Source organism: Paenibacillus sp. FSL R7-277, from assembly GCF_000517965.1.
In the GTDB taxonomy this organism is placed as follows: Bacteria; Bacillota; Bacilli; order Paenibacillales; family Paenibacillaceae; genus Paenibacillus_AQ; species Paenibacillus_AQ silagei.
This window is the reverse complement of sequence record NZ_ASPX01000023.1, coordinates 1-24242: the sequence shown is the minus strand read 5'-3', so window position 1 is coordinate 24242 and position 24242 is coordinate 1. Positions and strand designations below refer to the sequence as shown.

At 51.4% G+C, this 24242-nt stretch carries 23 protein-coding genes and 3 tRNA genes; 21 read left to right on the top strand and 5 right to left on the bottom strand.

The genetic code is table 11. The features are described 5' to 3' along the window. Positions 1 to 38: 38 nt before the first annotated feature. The gene (locus C173_RS09200; RefSeq protein ID WP_036724379.1) at positions 39 to 374 is read left to right on the top strand and encodes a DUF5665 domain-containing protein; all 336 of its coding nucleotides are present in this window, start codon (positions 39 to 41) and stop codon (positions 372 to 374) included. 363 nt (positions 375 to 737) lie between these two features. On the opposite strand, the gene C173_RS09195 is transcribed toward C173_RS09200, so the two are convergent. After that, positions 738 to 1466 carry a TraR/DksA C4-type zinc finger protein gene (locus tag C173_RS09195; RefSeq protein WP_036724245.1) on the bottom strand — a complete coding sequence of 243 codons (729 nt, stop codon included), beginning with the start codon at positions 1464 to 1466 and terminating at the stop codon, positions 738 to 740. A gap of 256 nt (positions 1467 to 1722) precedes the next feature. Between C173_RS09195 and lspA the strand changes: the two genes are divergently transcribed. The 3 genes from lspA (at position 1723) to C173_RS09180 (ending at position 4548) form a co-directional block, all read left to right on the top strand. Continuing rightward, positions 1723 to 2226 (top strand): signal peptidase II, encoded by a 504-nt coding sequence (gene lspA, locus C173_RS09190; RefSeq protein ID WP_036724244.1) that lies wholly within the window; start codon positions 1723 to 1725, stop codon positions 2224 to 2226. After that, positions 2219 to 3193, top strand: a complete 975-nt coding sequence (locus C173_RS09185) for an RluA family pseudouridine synthase (protein WP_036724243.1) — start codon at positions 2219 to 2221, stop codon at positions 3191 to 3193. The genes lspA and C173_RS09185 overlap by 8 nt, the downstream gene beginning before the upstream one ends. Positions 3194 to 3294: 101 nt before the next feature. Continuing rightward, positions 3295 to 4548: an LL-diaminopimelate aminotransferase gene (locus C173_RS09180; RefSeq protein WP_036724241.1), complete on the top strand. Its 1254-nt coding sequence runs from the start codon at positions 3295 to 3297 to the stop codon at positions 4546 to 4548. A 311-nt stretch (positions 4549 to 4859) separates the two neighbouring features. On the opposite strand, the gene C173_RS09175 is transcribed toward C173_RS09180, so the two are convergent. After that, complete coding sequence (locus C173_RS09175; RefSeq protein ID WP_051477943.1) at positions 4860 to 5420, bottom strand: GNAT family N-acetyltransferase; 561 nt, start codon at positions 5418 to 5420, stop codon at positions 4860 to 4862. A 659-nt stretch (positions 5421 to 6079) separates the two neighbouring features. Here C173_RS09175 and pyrR point away from each other — a divergent pair. From pyrR to C173_RS09130, 10 genes are all read left to right on the top strand, one after another. Further along, positions 6080 to 6661, top strand: coding sequence for a bifunctional pyr operon transcriptional regulator/uracil phosphoribosyltransferase PyrR (gene pyrR, locus C173_RS09170; protein WP_036724239.1), 582 nt, complete (start codon positions 6080 to 6082; stop codon positions 6659 to 6661). A 2-nt stretch (positions 6662 to 6663) separates the two neighbouring features. Continuing rightward, positions 6664 to 7572 carry an aspartate carbamoyltransferase catalytic subunit gene (locus tag C173_RS09165; RefSeq protein ID WP_036724237.1) on the top strand — a complete coding sequence of 303 codons (909 nt, stop codon included), beginning with the start codon at positions 6664 to 6666 and terminating at the stop codon, positions 7570 to 7572. Between the two features lie 115 nt (positions 7573 to 7687). Beyond that, positions 7688 to 8962 (top strand): dihydroorotase, encoded by a 1275-nt coding sequence (locus C173_RS09160; protein WP_036724236.1) that lies wholly within the window; start codon positions 7688 to 7690, stop codon positions 8960 to 8962. An 84-nt stretch (positions 8963 to 9046) separates the two neighbouring features. Further along, complete coding sequence (gene carA, locus C173_RS09155; protein WP_051477942.1) at positions 9047 to 10228, top strand: glutamine-hydrolyzing carbamoyl-phosphate synthase small subunit; 1182 nt, start codon at positions 9047 to 9049, stop codon at positions 10226 to 10228. A 1-nt stretch (position 10229) separates the two neighbouring features. Further along, positions 10230 to 13451 carry a carbamoyl-phosphate synthase large subunit gene (carB, locus tag C173_RS09150; RefSeq protein WP_036724235.1) on the top strand — a complete coding sequence of 1074 codons (3222 nt, stop codon included), beginning with the start codon at positions 10230 to 10232 and terminating at the stop codon, positions 13449 to 13451. Positions 13452 to 13641: 190 nt separating this feature from the next. After that, positions 13642 to 14358, top strand: a complete 717-nt coding sequence (gene pyrF / locus C173_RS09145; protein ID WP_036724375.1) for an orotidine-5'-phosphate decarboxylase — start codon at positions 13642 to 13644, stop codon at positions 14356 to 14358. Continuing rightward, positions 14355 to 14996, top strand: a complete 642-nt coding sequence (gene pyrE / locus C173_RS09140; protein WP_036724234.1) for an orotate phosphoribosyltransferase — start codon at positions 14355 to 14357, stop codon at positions 14994 to 14996. Before pyrF ends, pyrE begins: the two co-directional genes overlap by 4 nt. 494 nt (positions 14997 to 15490) lie before the next feature. Continuing rightward, a complete protein-coding gene (locus C173_RS34640) occupies positions 15491 to 15655 on the top strand; it encodes a hypothetical protein (protein ID WP_019909365.1) in 165 nt (54 codons plus the stop codon). An 85-nt stretch (positions 15656 to 15740) separates the two neighbouring features. Then, positions 15741 to 15814: transfer RNA gene (locus C173_RS09135), tRNA-Met, on the top strand. A gap of 49 nt (positions 15815 to 15863) precedes the next feature. After that, positions 15864 to 15937 (top strand) — tRNA-Ile (locus C173_RS09130). A 121-nt stretch (positions 15938 to 16058) separates the two neighbouring features. Here the strand turns inward: C173_RS09130 and C173_RS09125 are convergent. Beyond that, positions 16059 to 16673 (bottom strand): site-specific integrase, encoded by a 615-nt coding sequence (locus C173_RS09125; RefSeq protein WP_235191838.1) that lies wholly within the window; start codon positions 16671 to 16673, stop codon positions 16059 to 16061. Positions 16674 to 17066: 393 nt separating this feature from the next. Here C173_RS09125 and C173_RS32795 point away from each other — a divergent pair, with 393 nt between their 5' ends. The 6 genes from C173_RS32795 (at position 17067) to C173_RS09095 (ending at position 21445) form a co-directional block, all read left to right on the top strand. Then, complete coding sequence (locus C173_RS32795) at positions 17067 to 18215, top strand: YARHG domain-containing protein (protein WP_235191837.1); 1149 nt, start codon at positions 17067 to 17069, stop codon at positions 18213 to 18215. Between the two features lie 255 nt (positions 18216 to 18470). Further along, complete coding sequence (locus C173_RS09115; RefSeq protein WP_051477940.1) at positions 18471 to 18815, top strand: XkdF-like putative serine protease domain-containing protein; 345 nt, start codon at positions 18471 to 18473, stop codon at positions 18813 to 18815. A 96-nt stretch (positions 18816 to 18911) separates the two neighbouring features. Then, the gene (locus tag C173_RS09110) at positions 18912 to 20123 is read left to right on the top strand and encodes a phage tail sheath subtilisin-like domain-containing protein (RefSeq protein WP_081751105.1); all 1212 of its coding nucleotides are present in this window, start codon (positions 18912 to 18914) and stop codon (positions 20121 to 20123) included. A gap of 3 nt (positions 20124 to 20126) precedes the next feature. Next, positions 20127 to 20570, top strand: a complete 444-nt coding sequence (locus C173_RS09105) for a phage tail tube protein (RefSeq protein WP_036724233.1) — start codon at positions 20127 to 20129, stop codon at positions 20568 to 20570. Between the two features lie 114 nt (positions 20571 to 20684). Beyond that, positions 20685 to 20963: a hypothetical protein gene (locus C173_RS09100; RefSeq protein ID WP_036724232.1), complete on the top strand. Its 279-nt coding sequence runs from the start codon at positions 20685 to 20687 to the stop codon at positions 20961 to 20963. Positions 20964 to 21097: 134 nt separating this feature from the next. Then, complete coding sequence (locus C173_RS09095) at positions 21098 to 21445, top strand: hypothetical protein (protein WP_235191836.1); 348 nt, start codon at positions 21098 to 21100, stop codon at positions 21443 to 21445. 146 nt (positions 21446 to 21591) lie between these two features. Here the strand turns inward: C173_RS09095 and C173_RS09090 are convergent, their stop codons facing one another. Then, on the bottom strand, positions 21592 to 22326 hold the full coding sequence (locus tag C173_RS09090; RefSeq protein WP_036724230.1) for a hypothetical protein: 735 nt from the start codon (positions 22324 to 22326) through the stop codon (positions 21592 to 21594). 673 nt (positions 22327 to 22999) lie between these two features. On the opposite strand from C173_RS09090, the gene C173_RS09080 reads away from it, so the two are divergent. Next, positions 23000 to 23065: transfer RNA gene (locus C173_RS09080), tRNA-Met, on the top strand. A gap of 198 nt (positions 23066 to 23263) precedes the next feature. Here C173_RS09080 and C173_RS09075 read toward each other — a convergent pair. Then, complete coding sequence (locus C173_RS09075) at positions 23264 to 23464, bottom strand: DUF6199 family natural product biosynthesis protein (RefSeq protein WP_036724228.1); 201 nt, start codon at positions 23462 to 23464, stop codon at positions 23264 to 23266. Positions 23465 to 24242: the final 778 nt, after the last annotated feature.

Sequence of the window (24242 nt, the reverse complement as noted above, 5' to 3'; positions counted from 1 at the left end):
AAAGTCAGCCAGCTGCTTCTTCCGATCCTAAGCCTACAGTGACTGTCACAGCAGCCGTCGATCCGGCCGATCTTCCCCCGGAAGAGAAGCTGAACGCCCTGTACCGGATAACCACGAGTCTGGCTCAACAGATGGAGAAGTCACGAATCTCGGAATATACCGAGCTGCTGCATTCCCCGTTCCGGCTGATCTGGCTGAACATTCTCTCCGGAACGGCCAGGGGGCTGGGGATTGCGCTCGGGTTCACTTTTTTTGCAGCGACGATTATTTATGTGCTTCAGGTGCTGGGTGCGCTGAATCTGCCGATCATCGGCGATTATATCGCAGACATTGTACGGATTGTCCAGCATCAGCTGGAGCTGAAGACGTTCTGAGCGGCGCTGAACCTGAAATAACCCCACAATGGTGGGGTTTTGCGATTAGTAGGAAGTGAAGCAGGGTTCCAAGACAAGCACAGGGATAGTTGTAAAATGTACACCTAAATGCAGCAAAATAGCCTGTTTTAAACGGATAACTGTAATCTGTACAACTAAATTTGCCTAAAGAGACCCGAACTTAGAGTACAAGGCTTTTTAAATGTACGGAATGCAACTAAACGGGATATCGCGTATGAATCAGATGTTTTAGTTGTACAAAGTGCAATTAAGCCTCTCCAACTCTCTCATCGGATCATTCCTAACCATTGCCAAGCAACATTAGCTGGGCATGGTTTGTGCTCATTTGCTGTGCCAGCTGATCTATTTCCGTTCTTTTCGAGTCGGGTCAAGCAGGTAGTCGCCCTCCTCGTCGTCCATGTAATGACGGTAGCTGTTGCCCTTGATAATCATCAGATGATTGCCCGAAATGTCGGTGGCCACGAAATTCTCCCAGGGCTCCACGAAGCCCTCGGTTTCGTCCGCTTCGATCTCCATATCATTGTAGGAGCCGATGTTGTTCCCTTCTCCCATGGCCGGTGAATCCGAGTTGCCCCAGCTCTCCACGATCTGCCAGGCATCCTCGCCATCGAAGCCGTTCTGGTCGTCCCGCTCATCCAGACTGGTACGGCCAAACGGCGGAGACAGCAGCTCTTCCTCGGCCGGACGGGTGAATGGAGCACTCTGGCGGGGAGCATGCTCTTTCGTGTAGCGGGTGGAGGGAAGGGCGGCCAGGCGCTCATAAGGAATCGGTTCGCCGCTGGCGATGCAGATGCCGTAGGTTCCTTCGTCCATCGCCCGCAGGGCGGATTCAATATCGTCCAGCTCATGCTCATCGCGCTCCAGCAGGGAGATATCCATGGAACGGTTATACAGCTCTGTGGCAGCATCGCCGGGATGGTTATCGATTTCGGACAGCTCGCCGGTGTTGTCCCGCATAGCCTCCTGCAGTCCGTATTGTCCGCTATTGCTTAGCCTGTGCTTGATATCCTCCTGCTGCTGCAGGAGAGCAGTACGCAGCCCGGAGAGCTGCTGTGGTGTCAGATGGCTCATTGCTGTGAGCTCCTTTCGGTAGCTAATCGCTGAAACGGTACCGTCCTTTAAAAGGATGGCAAAGCCGGTTCCGCTTGTACGGATAGCTTGGCCTCCGGGGCCCTTTTTTAGCGATGGCAAATAGTGCCCTGCCTTAACCGGCTTACCTGGTCATGCAATAGACGGGTTCTTGAGGCCTGTGCTACAATATACAAGTCTTTATACAGTATTCGTACCGCGTAGCCGCGGGAAAAATAAGAACGGAGTGACAACTTCTGTGGTGTACTTTCTGATTGCGCTAATTGTATTTCTGATTGACCAGGGTACCAAATATCTGATTGCCACCCGGCTGGAGCTCGCAGAGCAAATTCCGGTAATCAAGGATTTCTTCATTATTACGTCACACCGCAATCGTGGAGCCGCCTTCGGAATTCTGGAGGGGCAGCAGTGGTTCTTCATTGTGATTACAGTAATCGTTGTATGCGGAATCGTCTGGTACCTGGACAAGGCCCGCAAGACCCGCAAGCTGCTGCCTACCGCGCTGGCGCTTGTCCTTGGCGGAGCGATCGGTAACTTCCTGGACCGGATTCTTAACGGTGAGGTTGTGGATTTCCTCATGTTCAATTTCGGAAGCTATACGTTCCCGATCTTCAACGTGGCCGATTCCTGTATCGTGGTCGGGGTGGGTCTGATTATTCTGGACACGCTGCTGGAAGTGAAGGGCGAACAGGAAGTCACCGAGGTGAAGGAATCACAGGAAGTCAAAGAAGGGAATGAATGATTTGAACAAAGACGTCACAGAGCTGGCGGATTCAGGCGCCCTCGAGGAAGAAAGAGACGTCACCGAATGGATCGTTGCCGAGGGCAATGCGCGGGAGCGGATTGATAAATACGTTACAGAGGCCTTGGAAGACGAGATCTCGCGCTCCCAGGTTCAGCTATGGATCGGCAGCGGCCATGTTGTGGTGAACGGCTCGCCGGTCAAAGCGAACTACAAGCTGAATGAAGGCGATAAGGTAACCGTTACGGTGCCGGAACCCGAGGTTACGGACCTGATCGCACAGGATATTCCAATTGAAGTGGCTTATGAAGACAGTGATGTGATTGTGGTGAACAAGGCGCGCGGCATGGTCGTGCATCCGGCAGTAGGGCATCCCTCCGGCACTCTGGTCAATGCGCTGATGTATCACTGCAAGGATCTGTCCGGTATTAACGGCGAGATTCGTCCAGGCATTGTCCACCGGATCGACAAGGATACCTCTGGTCTGATTATGGCGGCCAAGAATGACGCCAGTCATGCTTCGCTGTCCGCCCAGCTTAAGGAGCACAGCGTGACTCGCCGCTATATCGCAGTGGTGCACGGCAATCTGTCTCATGACAAGGGAACCGTAGATGCTCCAATCGGCCGTGATCCGCATGACCGCAAGCTGTATACCGTAACCGAGAAGAACAGCAAGCGCTCCGTGACGCATTTTACCGTGCTGGAGCGGTTCGGTGACTGCACACTGCTGGAGCTTCAGCTTGAGACAGGACGCACGCACCAGATCCGTGTTCACATGAAATTCATCGGCCATCCGCTGGTGGGTGATCCGGTCTACGGGCGCAGCAAGGGAACTACTATGAACGGACAAGCCCTTCATGCAGCGGTACTCGGTTTTGTACATCCTTCTACAGGCGAGTACAAGGAGTTCAGCGCACCGATTCCGGCGGATATGGAAGAGCTTCTATTTACGCTGCGCAGCAGATAAGTACAAATCAATAGATTATAAATCCATGGTACACAGGCCGGATTTGCGTCATATTAAGAGCATAGCTTCACAATATAGGCCCAGGAGATGAATAGAAGATTATGAGCATTGAACAATATCAGGCGACATTCATTCAGACGAATTTTGCAGACCGCATCGGCGGCGAAGGATACGGCAAGGACACCTCCATCTACAAATTTGAGAAAATCAAGCGCGCCAAAGCTTCGGCGAAGCAGGATTTTCCGAACATTGAACTGATCGACATGGGCGTCGGTGAGCCGGACGAAATGGCAGATGAAGGCATTGTGTCCAGACTTGCGCTGGAAGCGGCTAAGGAAGAGAACCGCGGTTACTCCGATAACGGTATTCCTGAATTTAAGGCGGCTGCGGCTGTGTATCTTAAGGAAGTTTTTCAGGTGGACGGAATTGACCCTGTAACGGAAATCGTGCATTCCATCGGTTCGAAGCCTGCGCTGGCTATGCTGCCATCCGTATTCATTAATCCGGGCGATATCACGATCATGACCATTCCGGGTTATCCGGTGCTGGGCACCCATACCAAGTATCTGGGAGGACAAGTCTACTCTGTGGAGCTGAAGAAGGAGAACAACTTCCTGCCTGACCTGAGCTCCATTCCTGAAGAGGTAGCCCGCAAGGCGAAGCTGCTCTACCTCAATTATCCGAACAACCCTACCGGTGCAAGTGCCACCCCTGAATTCTTCAGCGAAGTAGTGGCCTGGGCCAAAAAATATGATGTAGTCGTCATCCATGACGCACCTTATGCTGCACTAACGTATGACGGCGTGAAGCCGCTGAGCTTCCTGTCCGTGCCTGGTGCCAAGGATGTTGGCGTTGAGCTGCACTCCCTGTCCAAGTCCTACAACATGACCGGCTGGAGAATCGGCTTCGTGGCCGGCAACCCGCTGATCGTGAAGGCGTTCAGTGATGTGAAGGACAACAATGATTCCGGCCAGTTCATCGCCATTCAAAAAGCTGCCGCTTACGGCCTCTCTCATCCTGAGATTACCGAAGCGATTGCCGCCAAATACTCCCGCCGCCACAACATGCTGGTGGATGCGCTGAACAGCCTGGGCTTCAAGGCCGAGAAGCCGAAGGGCTCCTTCTTCCTGTATGTAGCCGCACCTAAGGGCGTCAAGGGCGGACGCCGTTTCGAATCCGGCGAGGATTTCTCGCAGTTCCTGATCCGCGAGAAGCTCATCTCCACCGTGCCTTGGGATGATGCCGGCGCGTTCGTGCGTTTCTCCGTGACCTTCGTGGCCAAGGGTGAGGAAGAGGAGAAGCGTGTCATCTCCGAAATCCAAAGACGTCTGAGCGACGTTGAATTTGAATTTTAAGTTTTGGTTTGAATGGGAGCCGCTGCAGAGCAATCTGCGGCGGTTTTTATTTGTCACCGTCTATTTACTATGGTGATCGCCCGGCCTGCCTGGCCACCCGCCCCAATTTGTTGCACAAATTGCAACCTCGCACCGCTCAAACCAAGCCCGGACACGCAAATCCTGCACTTTTTACAACATTCCATTCGGTGATGATGAATCTTTGGCATGAATCCTGCAAAAACTGCAACAATTGGCCCAGCAGCACACAGGAGCGGGAGAATTCCTGCATAATGTGCAACATTAGAGCATCAGTAGAGCATCAGTGCAGCCTACCCTTTCCGGTAAGCAACCCGATGGAAAGCATTAATGTAACGAAACAGCGCTTCGCCGTCATCCGGCACATTCCCCGGTTCACCCAGCGGCAGCATCATGGCCTGATAAGGCTCCGGTACCATTCGATATTGATGCACATAAGAGGTCAGGACGAACCCGTTTCGCTCCCAGAAATGAATACGTTCCTTATGCGACGCCGTAGCCCCCGATTCCGCTTCGATGATGATTCCCCGGATGCCGTGTTCCTGCACAGCCCAAGCTTTGATCTGCTCCAGCATCCAGGTCCCCGTTCCCTCTCCGCGCAATGCCTTATCCACCGCCAGGTAATCGATAATCAGGATCTTGTCCGCAGCTTGTCCCACAACACCCGTAACAGCCATCGCGACAACCACCCCCTGATGCACCCCCGCATGTAAGTAACCAATCTCCCGGTTCAGCATACTGCGCAGTATCCCCTTAGTCTTAGCCCCGCTCGGAAAAGCCTCATGATAAACCTGCTCCATCCGCCCCCACCACGCTTCATCCCATTCTTCTATAGTAACAAACTCCATGTTCATGATTGTATTCGCCTCCAGTTTCATCATAGCAGAGGGAGCGCAGGAACAAAATTATCCAAAGGTTGGAGGGGAGGTTTCGCACTTCGTATTTGGAGTTGTTACGAAGTACTATCAGCGCAGCGCTATAGTGCCCCCACTGCCTGCCCCTCCCCCAAGGGGGATGGCAAGTCCTTGTCCCTTGCACCGTTTAGGTGGAAGCGGCGGAGGGGATTTTGAAACTGCAGGAGCGATAGCGTTCGCCTTTGTCTCCGGATTTCCACCGCGAAGAGCGGTCTAAATCAAGAAATCTGGAGACAACAGCGACCGAAAGTCCAAAATCACCGCAGCCGCGCCCTTCACCTAAATTTCTTTTCCCTATCTGTTACCGTCTTCCCCCCACACTCCCGAATATAATTTGACATCCCCCCATCCATCTGTCATAATTCCCTATAGTTGAATAGCGCCTTTAATTCAGTCCCGTGAGGCTGGCAAGGTAACGTGAATCGAGGTTCGCGTCATGAAAGAAGGAATCCGTAGGAGTACGGAGGGTCTTTTTATGCGCGCGGACACGCCATCTTTTTGAATCTGCGGATTTCACTCCTTGCCTGCTTTGGGCAAGGAGTTTTTTAGTTTATCCGGGGAACTTGAACAGGCGATCAAGCAGGGGGATGGCAAAGAGGATGGTTACTGAAAAAAATGTCATTATGGACGAAACGGCGATTCGCCGGGCACTGTCACGCATTGCACATGAGATTTTGGAGAAAAACAAGGGTATCGAGAATTGCCTACTGGTCGGCATCCGGACCCGCGGCATCTACCTGGCTCAGCGGATCGCGGAGCGCATTAAGGAAATTGAGGGCGTAGACATCCCTTACGGGGAGCTGGACATTACCCATTACCGCGATGACCGCGAAGGCGGCGGGAACAACCGGGAAGCGATGGACAAGACGGTTGTCAACAGCAACCTGATCCTGCCTCCGGGCACCAGCGGCACCCGGGACAAGAAAGTGATCCTGTTCGACGATGTACTGTACACCGGAAGAACCATCCGCGCGGCAATGGATGCGCTGATGGATTGCGGACGGCCCCGGATGATCCAACTGGCTGTACTGGCTGACCGCGGCCACCGGGAGCTGCCGATCCGCCCCGACTATATCGGCAAGAACGTACCCACCTCCAGGCATGAGCAGATTGAAGTGTCCCTGAGCGAATACGACGGCAAGGACGAGGTGTACATTATTTCAAACCGGGAGGAACGATAACAATGATGACGGCAACTAAGGTGAAGGAACGCAGTCTGCTGGGGATGAAGGAGCTGGCGGAGTCGGAGATTACCCAGCTGTTAGACAGAACAGCCTACTGGGATAATCAGAGCGAGAAGCTCACGCCGGTGCTGAGAGCCCATTTTGTTGCCAATATGTTCTTCGAGAATAGTACGAGAACCCGCTTTTCCTTCGAAATGGCCGAGAAACGCCTGGGTGTGCAAGTACTGAACTTCACGGCTGCGGCCTCCAGTGTCGAGAAGGGCGAGTCCATCTACGACACAGTGCGCACACTAGAGTCGATGGGCATCGATGCCGGAGTGGTCCGGCTGAAGCCAGCCGGGGTACTGCAGCAGCTTGCCGAGAAGGTAGGCGTTCCGCTGATCAATGCCGGGGACGGCAACAACGAGCATCCGACGCAGGCGCTGCTGGACCTGTACACGATGCGCAAGCATTTTGGCGGACTGAAGGGCCTGAAGGTCTCGATTATCGGGGATATTATGCACAGCCGGGTAGCGCGGTCCAATCTCTGGGCACTCACCAAAATGGGGGCAAGCGTGCAGTTCTGCGCACCGGCAAATATGCAGGCTCCTGAGCTTGCGGCCTACGCTCCATATGTGTCTATGGAAGAAGCGCTGAAAGCGGATGTGGTCATGATGCTGAGAGTGCAGCTGGAGCGGCATGCTTCGGGCATTATTTTATCAGCCGAGCAGTACCGGGAGCACTTCGGGCTGACCGAGGAACGGGCATCGAGGCTGGACCCGGCAACGATCATCATGCACCCGGCGCCGGTCAACCGCAATGTGGAGATCGACGATGCGGTGGTGGAGAGCAGCCAGTCCCGGATTTTCCCGCAGATGGCGAACGGAGTGCCGGTACGGATGGCTGTCATGGAGCGGGCGCTGCAGTAGCAGAAAAAAACCTCACATAAGCGTATTAATAAATATACACAAAGATGAATTTTTATTATATAATAACTACAGAGCTTACGGCTGCGGCCGGAAGGCACAAAGGAGAATCCTAACCGTGATCATCAAAAATGCCAGTGTACTGAACGAAGAAGGCGTGCTGGAGCGCAAGCATATTGTTGTGCAGGACGGAGTTATCTCGAAGATTCAGGATGCCGCCGAGGCGGTAGAAGAAGCCGGAGAGACCGTTGAAGCGGATGGTAAGCTGCTGATTCCGGGACTGATCGATATGCATGTGCACTTACGTGAACCGGGGTTCGAGCATAAGGAAACGATTGAGACCGGTGCACGTTCGGCAGCCAAAGGCGGATTCACATCGATTGCCTGCATGCCGAATACACGCCCGGTAACTGACAGTGCAGAGATCGTACAGCTCGTGAAGGACAAGGCACGTGAAGCAGGGCTTGTGAAGGTGCTGCCTTACGCGGCCATTACCAAGAATGAGCTGGGACGCGAGCTGACGGATTTTGCGGCACTGAAGGAAGCGGGAGCGATCGGCTTCACCGATGACGGCGTAGGCGTACAGAGCGCGCAGATGATGAAGGATGCGATGAAGCTGGCGAAGGGACTGGATATGCCGGTGATTGCCCACTGTGAGGATAACTCCCTGGTGGAAGGAGCGCCGGTAGCCGAAGGCACTTTTGCCGACAAGCATGGCCTGAAGGGAATTCCGAACGAGTCGGAAGCCATTCATGTAGGCCGTGACATTCTGCTGTCTGAAGCAACGGGTGTTCACTATCATGTGTGCCATGTCAGCACCGAGCAATCGGTCCGGCTGATCCGCCAGGCGAAGCAAATCGGCATTAAGGTGACCGCCGAGGTGTGCCCGCATCATCTGCTGCTCTCGGAGGAGGATATTCCGGGCATGGACGCCAATTGGAAAATGAACCCGCCGCTGCGCTCGCGCCGTGACGTCGAGGCCTGCATTGAAGGGCTGCTGGACGGCACGCTGGATATCATCGTGACCGACCATGCCCCGCACAGCGAGGAAGAGAAAGCCAAAGGCATGCAGCTTGCACCGTTTGGCATCGTCGGCTTTGAGACGGCCTTCCCGCTGCTGTATACCGCTTTTGTGGCCACAGGCAAATGGGATCTGTCCCTGCTGGTGCAGCGGATGACCGCTGATCCGGCCCGGGTGTTCAGACTGAATACAGGCAGCCTTACCGTTGGGGCGCCTGCCGATCTGACCCTGATTGACTTGAATGAAGAGAAGGAAGTAGACCCGGCCACGTTTGCGAGCAACGGTCGCAATACACCTTTTACCGGATGGAAGCTTAAGGGCTGGCCGGTGAAGACCTGGGTAGACGGCAGAGCCGTATGGAGTGAGGCTTAACAGAAGTAAGCAGTAGCCCATGCAGCCCGGCTGCATGGCTGTGACATAAGAATCAGACTACAGAAACAAGAAGGAGTGGAAGGCATGCAGGCGAGATTGCTGCTTCAGGACGGAACACTGTTTACAGGCACCGCATTTGGCGCGGAAGGCGAGAAGACGGGCGAGGTTGTTTTTAACACAGGAATTACAGGCTATCAGGAGGTACTATCGGACCCTTCGTACTGTGGGCAGATCGTCACCATGACGTATCCGCTGATCGGGAATTACGGTATTACCCGTGATGACTTCGAGTCCGTTCGCCCTTTTGTACACGGCTTTGTTGTGCGGCGTCACGAATCCGTACCCAGCAACTGGCGTGCTGAATACAGTGTAGACGATCTGCTGAAGGAATATGACATTCCCGGCATCAGCGAGATTGATACCCGTATGCTTACCCGCATTATCCGCCACTATGGCACCATGAAGGCAATCCTCACCACTTCGAACAAGCGTGTGGAAGAATTGATGGAGATGATGGGTGACACGACCATTGAAGAGCTGCGCAATCAGGTTGCACGTACCTCAACTACAGCAGCCTACAGCAGCCCGGGCACCAAAGAACGCATCGTGCTGGTCGATTACGGCGCTAAGACCGGTATTCTGCGCGAGCTGAACAACCGTGGCTGTGATGTGGTGGTTGTCCCTCATGATGTCACCGCAGACGAGATCCGCCGCCTGAACCCTGACGGCATTCAGCTCTCGAATGGCCCTGGAGACCCGAAGGATGTGCCTTATGCGGTACAGACAATCTCCGAGCTGCTCGGCGAATACCCGATCTTCGGCATCTGCCTGGGACACCAGCTGTTCGCCCTGGCCTGCGGCGCCGACACTGAGAAGCTCAAGTTCGGCCATCGCGGCGGGAACCATCCGGTGAAAGAGCTGGAGAGCGGACGCTGCTTCATCACCTCCCAGAATCATGGGTACACAGTGAATGAGGAATCCATTGCCAGCACAGACCTGGAAGTTACCCATATCAATAACAATGACAAGACCGTTGAAGGACTGAAGCATACCCGTTACCCCGCTTTTTCGGTGCAGTACCATCCGGAAGCGGCGCCGGGACCGCTTGACAGCAGTTATCTGTTCGACCGCTTCCTGCAGCTGATCGCAGACCACAAGGCACAGCGGCCGGCCGGATCGCGTCAGGCGCAGCTTGCAGCGAATGCCAGAATCACGGCACCGAAATCATCCGCACCCCAGCTTGAAGCCGTGAAAGGAGCTCTATAACATGCCTAAGAACAACAAACTCAAAAAAATTCTGGTTATCGGCTCCGGCCCGATCGTTATTGGTCAAGCTGCCGAATTCGACTATGCAGGCACTCAGGCCTGCCAGGCTCTTAAAGAAGAGGGCGTCGAGGTCGTACTGATCAACAGCAACCCGGCGACGATTATGACCGATACCAATATGGCTGACAAAGTATACATCGAGCCGATTACGCTGGAATTCGTGACTGGCATTATCCGTCAGGAGCGTCCGGACGGGCTGCTGCCGACACTCGGCGGACAGACCGGCCTGAACATGGCTGTAGAGCTGGCCCGTGCCGGAGTCCTAGAGCAAGAGAAAGTGAAGCTGCTGGGTACACAGCTTGAATCCATCGAGAAAGCGGAGGACCGCGATTTGTTCCGCGAGCTGATGCGCGAGCTGGATCAGCCGGTGCCGGAAAGTGCGATTATTACCAGTGTGGAAGAAGCTCTGGGCTTCGCCGCAGGAATCGGCTATCCGCTGATCGTCCGTCCTGCCTACACGCTGGGCGGAACAGGGGGCGGAATCTGCGACAACGAAGAAGAGCTGCGTGAGACCGTCAAGGCTGGTATCCGTTACAGCCCGATCGGCCAGTGTCTGGTCGAGAAGAGCATCGCCGGCATGAAGGAAGTCGAATATGAGGTTATGCGTGATGCGAACGACAACTGTATCGTGGTCTGCAACATGGAGAACTTTGATCCGGTGGGCGTACATACGGGCGACAGTATCGTAGTGGCCCCGAGCCAGACGCTGTCTGACCGTGAATATCAGATGCTGCGGAGTGCTTCCCTGAAGATTATCCGCGCGCTGAATATTGAAGGCGGCTGTAACGTCCAGTTCGCCCTGGACCCGCAGAGCTACCAGTATTATGTGATCGAAGTGAATCCGCGTGTCAGCCGCTCCTCGGCGCTGGCGTCGAAAGCGACCGGTTATCCGATTGCCAAGATGGCCGCGAAGATCGCACTCGGCTACACGCTGGACGAAATCGTCAATCCGGTGACCGGACAGACCTACGCCTGCTTCGAGCCTACACTGGACTATATCGTCAGCAAAATCCCGCGCTGGCCGTTCGACAAGTTCATCTCGGCGAACCGCAAGCTGGGTACACAGATGAAAGCGACCGGTGAAGTGATGGCGATCGGCCGTACCTTTGAAGAGTCGATTCACAAGGCCATCCGCTCGCTGGAGATTGGTGTCCACCGTTTCCGCTTGCCGGGAGCGGAGCTGCTTGAAGAGAGTGTGCTGCGCTATAGACTTGCCAAGCCGGATGATGAGCGCCTGTTCCTGATCGCGGAAGCCTTCCGCCGCGGCTATGAGCTACAGGAGATTCAGGATATTACGAATGTGGACTGGTGGTTCCTCTCCAAGATCGAAGGGCTCGTGAGCTTCGAGGACGAGATCCGTGCCGAAGAGACACTGTCTGCTGACATACTGTATCAGGCCAAGCGTAAGGGCTTCACAGACCGGGCGATTGCCGAAATCCGTGCTGAAGGCCGTCCCGGCGGGGCATTCACCAAGGAGGCGGAAGTGCGTGTGCTGCGTCTGCAGCAAGGGCTGGTTCCGGTCTTTAAAATGGTCGATACCTGCGCCGCAGAATTTGAGGCTTCAACGCCATACTATTACTCCACCTATGAGACCGAAAATGAGGTCATTCATTCCGATAAGCAGAAGGTCATTGTACTCGGCTCCGGTCCGATCCGTATCGGCCAAGGAATTGAGTTCGACTACTCTACGGTACATGCGGTATGGGCCATACAGAAGGCTGGCTACGAAGCTGTAATTATCAATAACAATCCAGAGACCGTATCGACGGATTTCAATACCTCGGACCGCCTGTACTTTGAGCCGCTGTTCTTCGAGGATGTCATGAACGTGATTGCCCAGGAGAATCCGATCGGAGTCATCGTACAGTTCGGCGGACAGACCGCGATTAACCTGGCTGCACCGCTTGCTGCTGCGGGCGTGAACATTCTGGGTACCAGCCTTGAGAGCATCGACGAAGCTGAGAACCGCAAGAAGTTCGAAGCGCTGCTGGCCCGTCTGGATATCGCACAACCTAAAGGCAAGACCGTAATCAATATTGATGAGGCTGTCGAAACGGCGCAGGCGCTGGGCTATCCGGTGCTGGTTCGACCATCGTATGTCCTGGGCGGACGCGCCATGGAGATTGTCTACAACGACACAGAGCTGCTGAGCTACATGGTTGAAGCGGTAAAAGTGAATCCGGAGCATCCGGTGCTGATCGACCGTTACATGCTTGGCAAGGAAGTGGAAGTGGACGCTATCTGCGACGGAGAGACGGTTGTCATTCCGGGCATCATGGAGCATGTGGAACGCGCAGGGGTTCACTCCGGCGACTCCATCGCTGTCTACCCGCCGCAATATCTGGATGAAGGTCTGAAGCAGAAGATTGCCGAGATCACGATCAAGATTGCCAAAGAGCTCAAGACCATCGGGCTGGTGAACATCCAGTTCGTCATTTATCAGAACGAGGTCTATGTCATTGAAGTGAATCCGCGCTCCTCGCGTACGGTTCCGTTCCTGAGCAAGGTGACCGGTATTCCGATGGCGAACCTGGCGACCAAGATCATTCTTGGCGGCAAGCTGAAGGAAGACGGGTACACCGAAGGCCTGTGGCCGGAGAGCGATTATGTGTCGGTCAAAGTGCCGGTGTTCTCTTTTGCCAAGCTGCGCAGAGTCGAGCCTACGCTCGGACCGGAGATGAAATCCACCGGTGAGGTCATGGGCCGCGATAAGCTGTATGCCAAGGCGCTCTACAAGGGGCTAATCGGCGCAGGCATGAAGATCCCGGCTACCGGGGCAATCATTGTAACTGTAGCCGACAAAGACAAGGCTGAAGCAGTTGAGCTGATGAAGGGCTTCCATGCCATGGGCTATAAAATCATCGCCACCGGCGGTACGGCAGCTGCGCTGGAGCAGGCCGGGCTGAACGTGATGAACGTTAACAAGCTGGATGAAGGCGAGCCGACCATCCTGGATCTGATCCGCGGCGGTCAAGCGAACTTCGTCTTCAATACACTGACCAAGGGCAAAACGCCTGAGCGTGACGGATTCCGCATCCGCCGTGAAGCGGTAGAGAATGGCGTCGTATGTATGACCTCGCTCGATACGGTAACGGCGCTGCTGAGAATGCTGCAGACGATTAACTTCTCGTCCCAGTCGATGCCTGCTTTTGTCGGACAATAAAGATAGAGGGTGAGGCAGCTGTAAGAGGCTGCTACAGGAACGGTTTGCGTTAGCGCAGACCGTTCACCTATGCCCGGGACCTGGAAATGTTGCCAGATAACAATGAGAGAGGGTTGACTTTGTGGAGCAGACTTCAGCAGCACAGCAGCATGAACATGAGAACATCGGACAGGTAGAGAAGCGTAATGAAATGGCCGGACGCCTGATGGTCGCCTTGGATTATCCGAATGCAGACCAGGCGCGGGCGCTGATCGAACAGCTCGAAGGCATTCCCTGTTATATAAAGGTGGGAATGCAGCTGTTCTATGCAGCCGGACCTGATTTCATCCGGGAACTGAAGGAGCGCGGATATTCGGTATTCCTCGATGTTAAAATGCACGATATCCCCAACACCGTAAAGGGCGGGGCAGAGAGCTTGACTCTGCTTGGCGTTGATATGTTCAACGTACATGCCGCCGGAGGAGCTGCCATGATGGCTGCTGCCGTGGAAGGAGCGGCCCAGGCGGTCAGCCTGAAGCCCTCGTTGCACATGCCGCTGATCATTGCAGTAACCCAGCTTACCAGCACCAGTCAGGAAGTGATGAACCGGGAAATCGGCATAGCCGGACCTGTGACCGATGCAGTGGTGCGTTACGCCAAGCTTGCCGCGGAAGCAGGCCTGCATGGAGTCGTAGCCTCGCCGCAGGAATCCCTGGTGATTGCCGAAGCCTGCGGACCAGAGTTCCGCACGGTTACCCCGGGTATACGGCCCGCCGGGGCATCCCTGGACGACCAGTCCCGGGTCATGACTCCGAGGCAGGCTATCCGCCAAGGCAGCCACTACCTGGTAGTAGGCCGGCCGATTACAGCAGCGGCAGATCCGCGAGCAGCAGCACTGAATATTATTGAGGAGATGAGCCAAGCATGAGCATATTAGAGAATCGAAGTGAACAGGTCGCCAGTCATTTGCTGGAGATCGGAGCCGTAGCCCTGCGCCCGCAGGAGCCGTTCACCTGGACCTCCGGCATCAAATCGCCGATCTACTGCGATAACCGTCTGACCATGGCCTTCCCGGCTGTCCGCAACTACATTGCGGAGGCCTTCGCAGAGCTGATCAGAACCAGCTACCCGGACGCCGAGGTGATTGCCGGGACAGCAACCGCCGGTATTCCGCACGCGGCCTGGGTGGCTGATAAGCTCGGTCTGCCGATGGCTTACATCCGGGACAAGGCCAAAGGCCACGGCAAACAGAACCAGATCGAAGGACTCATCAAGCCCGGCCAGAAGGTGGTCGTGATCGAGGACCTGATCTCCACTGGCGGCAGCTCCATCAAAGCCGCACAGGCCGTACAGGAAGCAGGCGGCCTCCCGCTGGCCGTGCTGGCCATCTTCAGCTACGAGCTGGACCGTGCCGTAGAAGCCTTCGCTGCGGCGGAGCTTCCGCTCCAGAGCCTGTCCAACTACAGCACGCTCATTGACGTAGCGCTGGCTCAAGGCAAGATTGCTGAGAGCGATGTAGCGCTGCTGCAATCCTGGCGCAAGGACCCTGCCGCCTTCGGCGTGTAAGGGCTAGGAAAAGGCGCAGGAAATGAGTAGAGGGTACGTAAAGATAAACATAAAGCGTAAGCGTAGAGCGTATAGAATGCATAGAAGAAGCTTTGTCCCCTTTGCCGGGGGACGGGGCTTCTTTTTTAATGCTTTAATTAGTTTTTGGGCTCTTAGGGAAAAGAAGTGGAAAAACAGCATCTATTCACTGGCCCAGCACACTTATAGAGGATTTAGTTGGAAAAAATACACTTGTTGAAACCTGAAATGGACAATAACGCAGATACTGCCAGAACTAAATGTCCTTAATCCACTTATTTCCTTTGAAAAGGCGATTTCCGCCCAAGCAATTGTATAAAATCCAACTATTTCCCTCAACGGCTCATTACAATTAGCTGCATACGGGCAGAAATTGCCATCCGCTCCGCTGAGCAATCCTCTAATTTTCTTGCAAAACTGGGCATGATAAATAGCACCGGGACATATATTATTGCGATGAAGGAGAAGAGGGTATCATGAATTGGATCTATTTTGCCAAGTTGTTCAGGACCAGATTTCAAGCGGGCTGCCTTGCCAAAAGACTGGAGCAGGACGGCTGGATCTATGGGTATCATGATCCGCGTTTTGTCGAAATATACCGTTCGCGCAAGGGCCGTTATGGAGTTCGTTTTCTGCCTTAGCCAGAAAAACCAAAATCATCCTTGACTTTATCCATGGCTATATTGTATATTATCTATTGTCGCTGTTTAAATAATTATTAACTGACGCGGGGTGGAGCAGCCCGGTAGCTCGTCGGGCTCATAACCCGAAGGCCGCAGGTTCAAATCCTGCCCCCGCAATTACCTTATTACACCGGACAGCACTTGTATAATACGGATATCCTAGTCCGGGCCCTTAGCTCAGTTGGTTAGAGCGGTCGGCTCATAACCGATTGGTCACAGGTTCGAGTCCTGTAGGGCCCACTTCACTGAAACCCTTACCTAGTAAGGGTTTTTTGCTGTATGTAGGCTCGTAGGAGCGAATATGCTTGAGTGGGAAAGGCCGTATTTTTTAGCTTGCTTACGGATTTGCTAACGAAGATTTTTATTCTACAGTTTCAAGCTGTTTTTCTGCGAATTTATTGAGTTCACTTTCAATTCTGTCAACGGCCTCTTCTTGCATGATTGGCGACAGAAGTGAGTACCTCTCATTAAACATCGCTGGAGTCATTCCCAGACGTTCGGCGGCAACCTTAGGATTTATTCCAATCGCTAGTAGAAATGAAGCATGGGTGTGACGCTGATCATGGAACCGTATCTTCTTGACCCCTGCTTTACGAATAAGAACATCCATGCCCTCTGTGATTCGCTTCGGCTTAATATAACCTCCTCCAGGATAACAGCCTACCAGGTCATTGTCCTCGTAGGCTTCCCCATAATCCTTCTTGTAGGCTTCGATTTGTGAATAGCGCTCCTGAAGATCGTCAATAATATTCTGAAAGAGCTTGACCCGCCGGATCACCAAGCCATCCCGTGTCCAATTCGCTGTCTGAATAACCTTCAGCTCTTTCTTCTCAAAATCGATATCTTTCCACCGCAGCCCCAGAATTTCACCGCGCCGCATTCCAGTGTAAATTGCTAATGAAAAAGCAATGTAGTGAACATGATGCTTTGAGGATTGCAAAAACTGAGTAAATTCTTCAATGGTCCAGAACTGCATTTCTTTTTGTTCATTTCCATTACTTTGCTCCGCATGGACACCTTACTCATGATGTCTTCTGCCAGTAACCCCGATTCTGTATATGCAAGCCTGAGCGCGCGTTTCAGCACTCCGTGAATGTTCTTCACATAATCCTTTGATGGTACGTGGAGTTAATGCCTGCAAATTTCCAGACTAATCTCCGTTTTGTTAATATGCATTAAAGTGGAGGGGGCTGATGATGATCATTAAGCTAACGGGAGGATAGCGAACATTTAAAATCAAAAGCGATACAAACAGTCGCGGACCTTCAGAGATGGAAGATTCGTTTTTTCTATACGCAGATTCCACTTTATGGTATATTTATATGCGTTTATCATATCGAATTCATATGACGAAGTGGGTGTAAACAAAATGGATTTTCGGAAGTTTTTGCTTATATATGGGGTGATTATCCTGTCTTTAATCTTTTCTGGCTGTACTTATACGAAAAATGAGAAGGGTGCTGAAGGTGGGAATGGTAAGCTAGTTGCAGCAAGTGAAACAACTGGTGTTCCTTCCACTGTGGCAACACGGGATTATATTCTGAAGGACAGTTCGAACTCGGTGCTGTCCCCGGAAAAGATCGGCAGCCTGGACAACCATATACTGGAGCTTGCGCGCAACGAGATATTTGCAAGGCATGGGTATGTATTCAAGCGGAAGGATTTGCAGGACTACTTTGCCGCCAAGCCTTGGTATCATGCAGACTCTACTTACAAGGAGCATCTTAACCCGACGGAGAAACAGAACGTTGCGTTACTTCATGAATACGAAGCCAAATATGCTGCCTATAAGCTCGAACCTGCCCACACAGATGACGTCCATTTACGGGGTTACACAGGCGATTCGGGCTTTAAACAGAAGAAGATGAAAGTGGATCTGAACGGAGATGGTAGTGAAGAAGAAATCCAGTTAATCCCTCCTGAAACGGAATTAGGGGCTTTCAAGCTGAAGGTGAGGGACATCACGATAGAGGTGGGCAGTGAGCTGCTTCCTTATCTTGATATTGTCGATTTGGATATTGACGATCAATATTTTGAGATTGCACTTCAAATGGATTCGCAAATGGATTTTCTACGATCAACATCTTTCTATGCCTATGACGGTGAAACCCTAAAGCAGATAGGTGAACTTCCCGGTTTCTCGGCACACAGCTCGATGTTTGACGGCCATGGACGAGTGGTCAGCGCAAAAGAAAGCAAGGATTTTCAAACCTGGTTCCGTGAATTGGTATTCCATCTGGATAACGAACATGCTCTTCATGAAGAGCACCAGGACTTTTATCCGATGGAACCACCGACGCCTTTAACGATCAAAAAGGAAATTACCGTGAAGTTTCATAAAGATGATACGGGCGGAACCTTTTCGCTGAAACCCGATGACAACGTAAAATTTCTGGGTGATGACAAACTCGGCCATATCAAGTTTCAAACTAGCACGGGGAAGGAAGTCTGGTACACAATGAGCGATAAGGATGTGGACTATAGTGATTTTTTTGACGGGTTGATTTTATATGATTAGACGGAGAATGGCGTTCTGGACCCGTTGTAAAAGTCGGTTTGGACAATTATTTAATCTCACACGTGATCGGATTGACGAGTAATCAACTGTTTAACGGGAAACGATAGTTTAAAAAACAGCGGTAGTATAGGATAATCTTCGTCCGTGATTGCTGCTGTTTCTATTATTAGGGTCAGTATATTATTTATATGTTTGACGCCATAACATTTTAAAACAGTAGGAGTCATCTAATAACAGGTGCCTTTTATTTGCGTTGTGTACCAGCCAGATGTGGCGGACGCACATGACGATCAGATGGATGAAGTCGAGATTGAGAAGGCAGCTCATCTCTTCATGGAGAAGCAGCACACTTACAACATCGATAAGCAGCACGATCTCGAAGTTGACAAGGGATTTGTCATTGAGTCCTACATAGCCCCTTGCGACATGACACTCGGTGACCAGCAGATCGTGAAGGGCTCCTGGGTGGCAGCCGTGAAAGTAACGGATGACGACACCTGGGAAGCCATCAAGAAAGGAGAGATCACCGGCTTCAGTATGTGGGGTGTCGGGAAGCGGGAAGAGATCGAGGAGGAAGAGGAGGTATCAAAGGGATTTTGAACCGAAAGGCCCAGGCGCTGGGCTTGATCGAGAAAGGCGCTGTCGCTGACAAATACCATAAAAACCGGAAGAACCGAGAATTTTGGGCGGCGCAGGATGCGCTCAACTCGGTTCTTTTTAATTGGGACACTTGGGGACGAACTGGAGCTGGCAGCAGAGAATGGAGCGACCGTAATCGGTTACCGGGTGACTAACGGCAGCGAGAAGGTCGCTGCTGCATCGGTGGAGGCCAGCTACACTATTGAAGCCCGTTATCCAGGAACGCGGGGCAATGACTTTGAGTATATGATTCGTGCCGCCCCGGTAGATGCCAGCAAGAAGGAAATTGTCATTCGGGATACGAAGGGCATTTTTGACACCGAGACCTTCCTGGTAACGGATAAGGTTGAAGCAGCGGAATCGCTGAAGAAATCCAACATGGTACGGTTTAAAAGCACCGGTTCAACGGCTTGGGCAGATGTGGCCTACACGAAACTGAACGGTGGAGTCACCGGTACCGCAGCCATTACTGCAGCAAACTGGAGCGGAGTCTTCAACCGGATCGACGGCTTGGTGTTTGATGTCGTCTATCTGCCGTCCTCCGAGGCGGCGGTACAAGCAGCGGCCAAGCAGTGGCTGCTGGATCGCCGGACCAAGGCGCGCAAGCTGGCGCAACTAGTTATTGCTGGTGCCGCTTCTGCAGACGACGACATCGAGATCCATAATACCCGCAGCCGTGCTGCAAATGCCCGCTTTATTATTAATTGTTCTCTGGCCGGTGAACATACCAACGGTAAGACCTATGACTCTCTTCGGTGGGCTGCGTGGGTGGCTGGGCTGGTCGCGGGCACGCTGGCGAATCGGTCCTTTACAGGTGTTAAGGTGCCAATGACACAGGCTAAGGTGGACTGGAGCCATTCGGAGGTATTGAAGGGTTTGTCTGAAGGAACCCTGATGGCCACGCGAGACGGTTACGAATACATTATCGAGTCTGCTGTGAACACCCTGACCACGCTGGGAGCTGGGGAGCGGGAGGACTTCGGGAAGATCCGCGTGTCGATGACAATCGACCAGATCTTGAACGACATCTACGCTGCCGGTAAAGCCAATAAGGCCAAGCTGGACAATGACAAGGATGGCCGAGGGTTGTTCATTGCTGCGGTTGTCAGTTATTTGAAGGTGCGGGCGCTACAGAAGGCCATCGGTGATGAATTCACCTTTACCGAGCACCCGACAAAGGTGAGCGACCCAGATTACGCATACTTTTCCCTGTCGGCAAAGCCGCTCGATGCGATTGAAATCTTTAATATTGATTGGGAGGTGGCGTAATCCATGGAACGCGAGCTGATTGGCCGTAATTTATCTGTGCAGGATGATAACGGGGATTCAATTCAGACCATCAAAGAAGTAGAAGTTATCCTGAAGCCGGAGACGCTGGACATTATCCGTGCGCGGAAGATGTCCAAGACGAAGCAGATTGTTGGGTATGAAATTACGGTAAAACTGGTGATGTCGAAGTTGGAGTCTGCCCTTCGTTACCGCCTTCTGGCTGACTTCAAGGTGGGTAAGACGATGTTCCTGAACGGGATCACCGGCTCTCTCGAGGACATGCAAACTGGCAATGTAGAACGAGTGATGATCAGCGGCGTGCATATTCATGATGAGATGGATCTCCTGGTGGCTAAGATCGACGACAATAACGGAATTGATATCACACTTTCCGGAACTGCGAATGATTTTGATTTCATTGAGCAGTTCCCAGCTTATATGGCATAAAGATGGTTGCTTCAGTGATTTAATCGGTTTATGATTTGATCAAGGAAAAATAAGGGGTGAATCAATGAAATTACTGGACGGACTCTAGCTTCCCTGAAGGAGGTTAGAGTTGATTTGAGTAGAAGTATTAAGAAAACACCCGTATGTAAAGAGCAGGCAAGTCGTTGGATCAAACGGCAGGCAAGCAAGGCTGTAAGAAGATATCCTCATGACATTTCATTTGGAAAATCCTATAGAAAGATTTTTTCTTCTTGGGATATCAGTGATTGGTGGTTCTACACACCGTACAAAAAGGCAGTTAATGAGTGGGAAACTACTCACAAGACTTGGCGTAAACAGGTGAGTTTTCAAGAAATGACTTTCCAATGGGCTAAGAGCTTTAAACGAAAATAGTAAAAGAGTCGTTGGCAGGGAAGCGCCAGCGACTTTTTTGCATTCTAATACAAAAATATGGAGGTCTTTTGCATGACCGCTAAATTAGAAAAATATCTATCCAAGGGCAAAACAGGTAGGAACGATGAACCATCATGGTACCAGCAGACGGAGAGGATTGGTCAGTACGCCGCCTGACTACCATTGAGGTACGCCGGGCCTATGAGCTGGCTTATGAAGAGAACGGAGATCCGAAAGAATCCTATAACGAGATTGATGTGATGATTGTCAAGGCAACGGAACACGATTTTGACTGGAACAGCAAAGATTTGTTGCTGGCGTATAACTGCGTTAGTAAGTATGAGTTGCCGCCGCGCATCCTGGACAACCCTTCTGATTATGCGGAGCTGAGCAAAGCAGTGACCAAGTTCCAGGAGACAAAGGATGCATTATTGAAAGAAGCAAAAAACTCATCAAGCAAGACGGAGAAGCAAGCTGGATAGCATCCTTTTGGATAAACCAGAAGCGGCTGCCAGCTAAGGTCCTTCCGTATGAGGTAGATAAACAGCGGCAGTATTATTTCTGTCTTGCGGCCGGCATGGTCGCCGAAGAAGAAGCCAAGAGAGTTCTAAGAAAATGATATAGATCTTTATTTGCTTAAATAAAATTTTGAAACAACAGAACCTTGGTCTAGATCCACAGTTAACCAATCAATTGTATCTGTCCCCCCAGATCCTGGATTATAAATCTGAAAAACAAAATTTTCATTTTCCATTTGAGAAAACTCAACATATGTAAGTTTATCGACGTAGCCGTGTTGAACTAAATTATCGGCTGCAAATGATTTAGCAAGTTCCAAAGCCTGTTGCTGTTCTAGGGAAAGCTCGTTTAGATCATCTGTTACCAGGGGAGTGTAGTCATCAAGACAGGTGTCTCCAAGTATCTCGCAACTAATCTCTTGAGTAACTAGATTCACATGGTACCACTCCATGACTTCAGTTGTAGCTTTACTAGATTGTTTAACTATGTAATTCCCTTCATCATCAGTTCCAACTAAATTTATAGACGAAATCCTTAATTGCTCTTGATTTAACTTGGAACTCACTAATTTTATTGCTGCGTCTTCACTCGAAATAGACTGGTTTTCTGAGGTGATATTAGAGTTGTTGGGATTTGCCTCAGAGCTAATCTGATTATTAATTTCTGATTCATCGCTAGTTCCAGGGGTTTCGCTTGATTCTGCCTTTATTTTAACGTTTGTCTTTACTTCTTTTGTTTCATTTTTGTTTGTATTTATTGAGTTATTTGTAGAAACTTTACTTCTTTCATTATGAGAACAACCAATAAGAACCAAGAAAAATAATATTATCATTACTTTTTTCATAATGCTTCCCTTCAGTATTAAATTTATTAATAAGTTTTGCGTTATCTCTGATGAAATCCCTTAACGAACTTCACAATATGCCCATCCCAGTTATTCGTGAATTTGTTTAAATATCCTGCTTTGTAGATTTATATTTCGAATGCTTAAAAGACCTATATCTATAAATGCAAGGTGGTGAAAAACCATTGCAGCGACAACAAAAGTGACGGTCCCGTTTGAAGCGAGGGACTTTATTTCCGGTGCAGTCCGGAGTATGCGGACTGCACTCCGTGGAGCAACTGATGATTTACTCGACTTCCGCCGGGCTGCAGGACAGACGGGGGATAACTTGGTATCTGATCTTCGTCGTTCCCGGAGTGCGGCAAATGATTTAGGCGGCCGAATTGGTAATGCATCGGACGAGGCGCGCCGGCTGGGTCGTGCGAACGTCGATGATATCTTTCGACGCGCTCGATCCGGAGCAGAAGATTTACGCCGCTCAGCATCTCGCGCGGACGCTGAGTCCGCGGTATGAGCTATTCACGGGTGCATATAAAAGCACAAGATGGAGTCAGTCCGGTCATAGATGGGATTTCAAGCAAGCTAACTATAATAGGGTTAAATATACTGACCGGAATAACAGTGAAAACGGGTGATTGTGAACTGAATTTATATGTAATTTAACCTTTCCCCAAGCTCAGTTGGTTAGAGCGGTCGGCTCATAACCGATTGGTCACAGGTTCGAGTCCTGTAGGGCCCACTTCACTTAACCCCCTTGCCTAGCAAGGGGGTTTTTAATATGCACCGGCTGCTGTATTCCATGTTAACAAATATTGTATCGGCCTTCCCCATGCGCTCATTGCTATTCCTTAACAGGGCGAAAAGCTTTAAAAGAAAATAAAAACAGGAGTGGTTGGCAGGGAAACGCCAGCAGCTCCTGTTTTATTGTTTTATCCCCCTAACCAAACATAGAAGGCAAAAAGAACAAGAAAAAGATTATAAGTACAATAACGCTGCTTATTCTGCTCATCATGAGATAAGCCTCACTTGGTTCGGAATCGCCCTTTACCATCCAACCATAACGCATATACCAGCCCATGGCCGGGAAGAAGATATTCAGGATTGCAATCAGTACAAATAGAATAGCAAAGACAACCATTTTTACCAACTCCTTTATCAGTTTTACGTGAATTGTGCATCTGAAGTTGCACATCTTTTATAACGTCAGCTTAATTGATGTAGCATGAGTTTGAAGGAGAATAACCAAAAAACAGACCCGAATTAGAAATTCGGATCTGACAGGGAAGTATCAGTTGTCCAATCCTAAAATACGAAAAATAATAAAATTTGGTGTGGGACTTTGTGATGTATTCAAGGGCGTAACTACTATGGCTAACGCCCGTTTTTTTGGAATTAGGTGGCTGACTAGTAAAAACTAGTTGTTCGTCCATTTCTAAATCGGATGGGATGCGTACACTACACTATCTTATTAGGGAGGTGTCCGTATTGAGTTGTCCAGACGATAAAAAATGTCATCCTAAAAAAATCGTCACCCTTGTTCCTTCAAAAAGAAAAAGAAAAGAACATCGGAAAGTTGTTAAAAAAGTGATTAAAAAGGTGGTTAAAGTAACCTGTCCACCGCCTGAAGTCAATGTCACTACCCCTACCGTCATTGGTCCCACAGGGCCCCAAGGAGCACAGGGCTCCCCAGGCATACCGGGAATCCCGGGGGCAAGAGGCCCCCAGGGAACAGCAGGTCCTCAGGGACCTGCCGGTGGCCCTCCAGGGCCCCAAGGCCCCCAAGGTGTGCCCGGGCCATCCGGAGCGATAGGCCCCCAGGGAGCAGCGGGGCCCGTTGGCCCGCAAGGGGCGCAGGGAGTTCCGGGAGCGCAGGGCCTCATAGGTCCCCAGGGCCCGCAGGGTGAACCTGGTCCGGC

What these genes read in the sequence shown, in the direction of transcription:
- carB (WP_036724235.1), top strand. Translation starts at nt 10,230, where the DNA reads ATGCCTAAGAACAACAAACTCAAAAAAATTCTGGTTATCGGCTCCGGC.
- C173_RS09125 (WP_235191838.1), bottom strand. Translation starts at nt 16,673, where the DNA reads ATGCAGTTCTGGACCATTGAAGAATTTACTCAGTTTTTGCAATCCTCA.
- pyrF (WP_036724375.1), top strand. Translation starts at nt 13,642, where the DNA reads ATGGCCGGACGCCTGATGGTCGCCTTGGATTATCCGAATGCAGACCAG.
- C173_RS09165 (WP_036724237.1), top strand. Translation starts at nt 6,664, where the DNA reads ATGATGACGGCAACTAAGGTGAAGGAACGCAGTCTGCTGGGGATGAAG.
- C173_RS09175 (WP_051477943.1), bottom strand. Translation starts at nt 5,420, where the DNA reads ATGAACATGGAGTTTGTTACTATAGAAGAATGGGATGAAGCGTGGTGG.
- carA (WP_051477942.1), top strand. Translation starts at nt 9,047, where the DNA reads ATGCAGGCGAGATTGCTGCTTCAGGACGGAACACTGTTTACAGGCACC.
- C173_RS09090 (WP_036724230.1), bottom strand. Translation starts at nt 22,326, where the DNA reads ATGAAAAAAGTAATGATAATATTATTTTTCTTGGTTCTTATTGGTTGT.
- C173_RS09195 (WP_036724245.1), bottom strand. Translation starts at nt 1,466, where the DNA reads ATGAGCCATCTGACACCACAGCAGCTCTCCGGGCTGCGTACTGCTCTC.
- C173_RS09105 (WP_036724233.1), top strand. Translation starts at nt 20,127, where the DNA reads ATGGAACGCGAGCTGATTGGCCGTAATTTATCTGTGCAGGATGATAAC.
- C173_RS09110 (WP_081751105.1), top strand. Translation starts at nt 18,912, where the DNA reads ATGCGCTCAACTCGGTTCTTTTTAATTGGGACACTTGGGGACGAACTG.
- C173_RS09095 (WP_235191836.1), top strand. Translation starts at nt 21,098, where the DNA reads ATGGTACCAGCAGACGGAGAGGATTGGTCAGTACGCCGCCTGACTACC.
- C173_RS09075 (WP_036724228.1), bottom strand. Translation starts at nt 23,464, where the DNA reads ATGGTTGTCTTTGCTATTCTATTTGTACTGATTGCAATCCTGAATATC.
- C173_RS09180 (WP_036724241.1), top strand. Translation starts at nt 3,295, where the DNA reads ATGAGCATTGAACAATATCAGGCGACATTCATTCAGACGAATTTTGCA.
- pyrE (WP_036724234.1), top strand. Translation starts at nt 14,355, where the DNA reads ATGAGCATATTAGAGAATCGAAGTGAACAGGTCGCCAGTCATTTGCTG.
- C173_RS34640 (WP_019909365.1), top strand. Translation starts at nt 15,491, where the DNA reads ATGAATTGGATCTATTTTGCCAAGTTGTTCAGGACCAGATTTCAAGCG.
- C173_RS32795 (WP_235191837.1), top strand. Translation starts at nt 17,067, where the DNA reads ATGGATTTTCGGAAGTTTTTGCTTATATATGGGGTGATTATCCTGTCT.
- C173_RS09185 (WP_036724243.1), top strand. Translation starts at nt 2,219, where the DNA reads ATGAATGATTTGAACAAAGACGTCACAGAGCTGGCGGATTCAGGCGCC.
- pyrR (WP_036724239.1), top strand. Translation starts at nt 6,080, where the DNA reads ATGGTTACTGAAAAAAATGTCATTATGGACGAAACGGCGATTCGCCGG.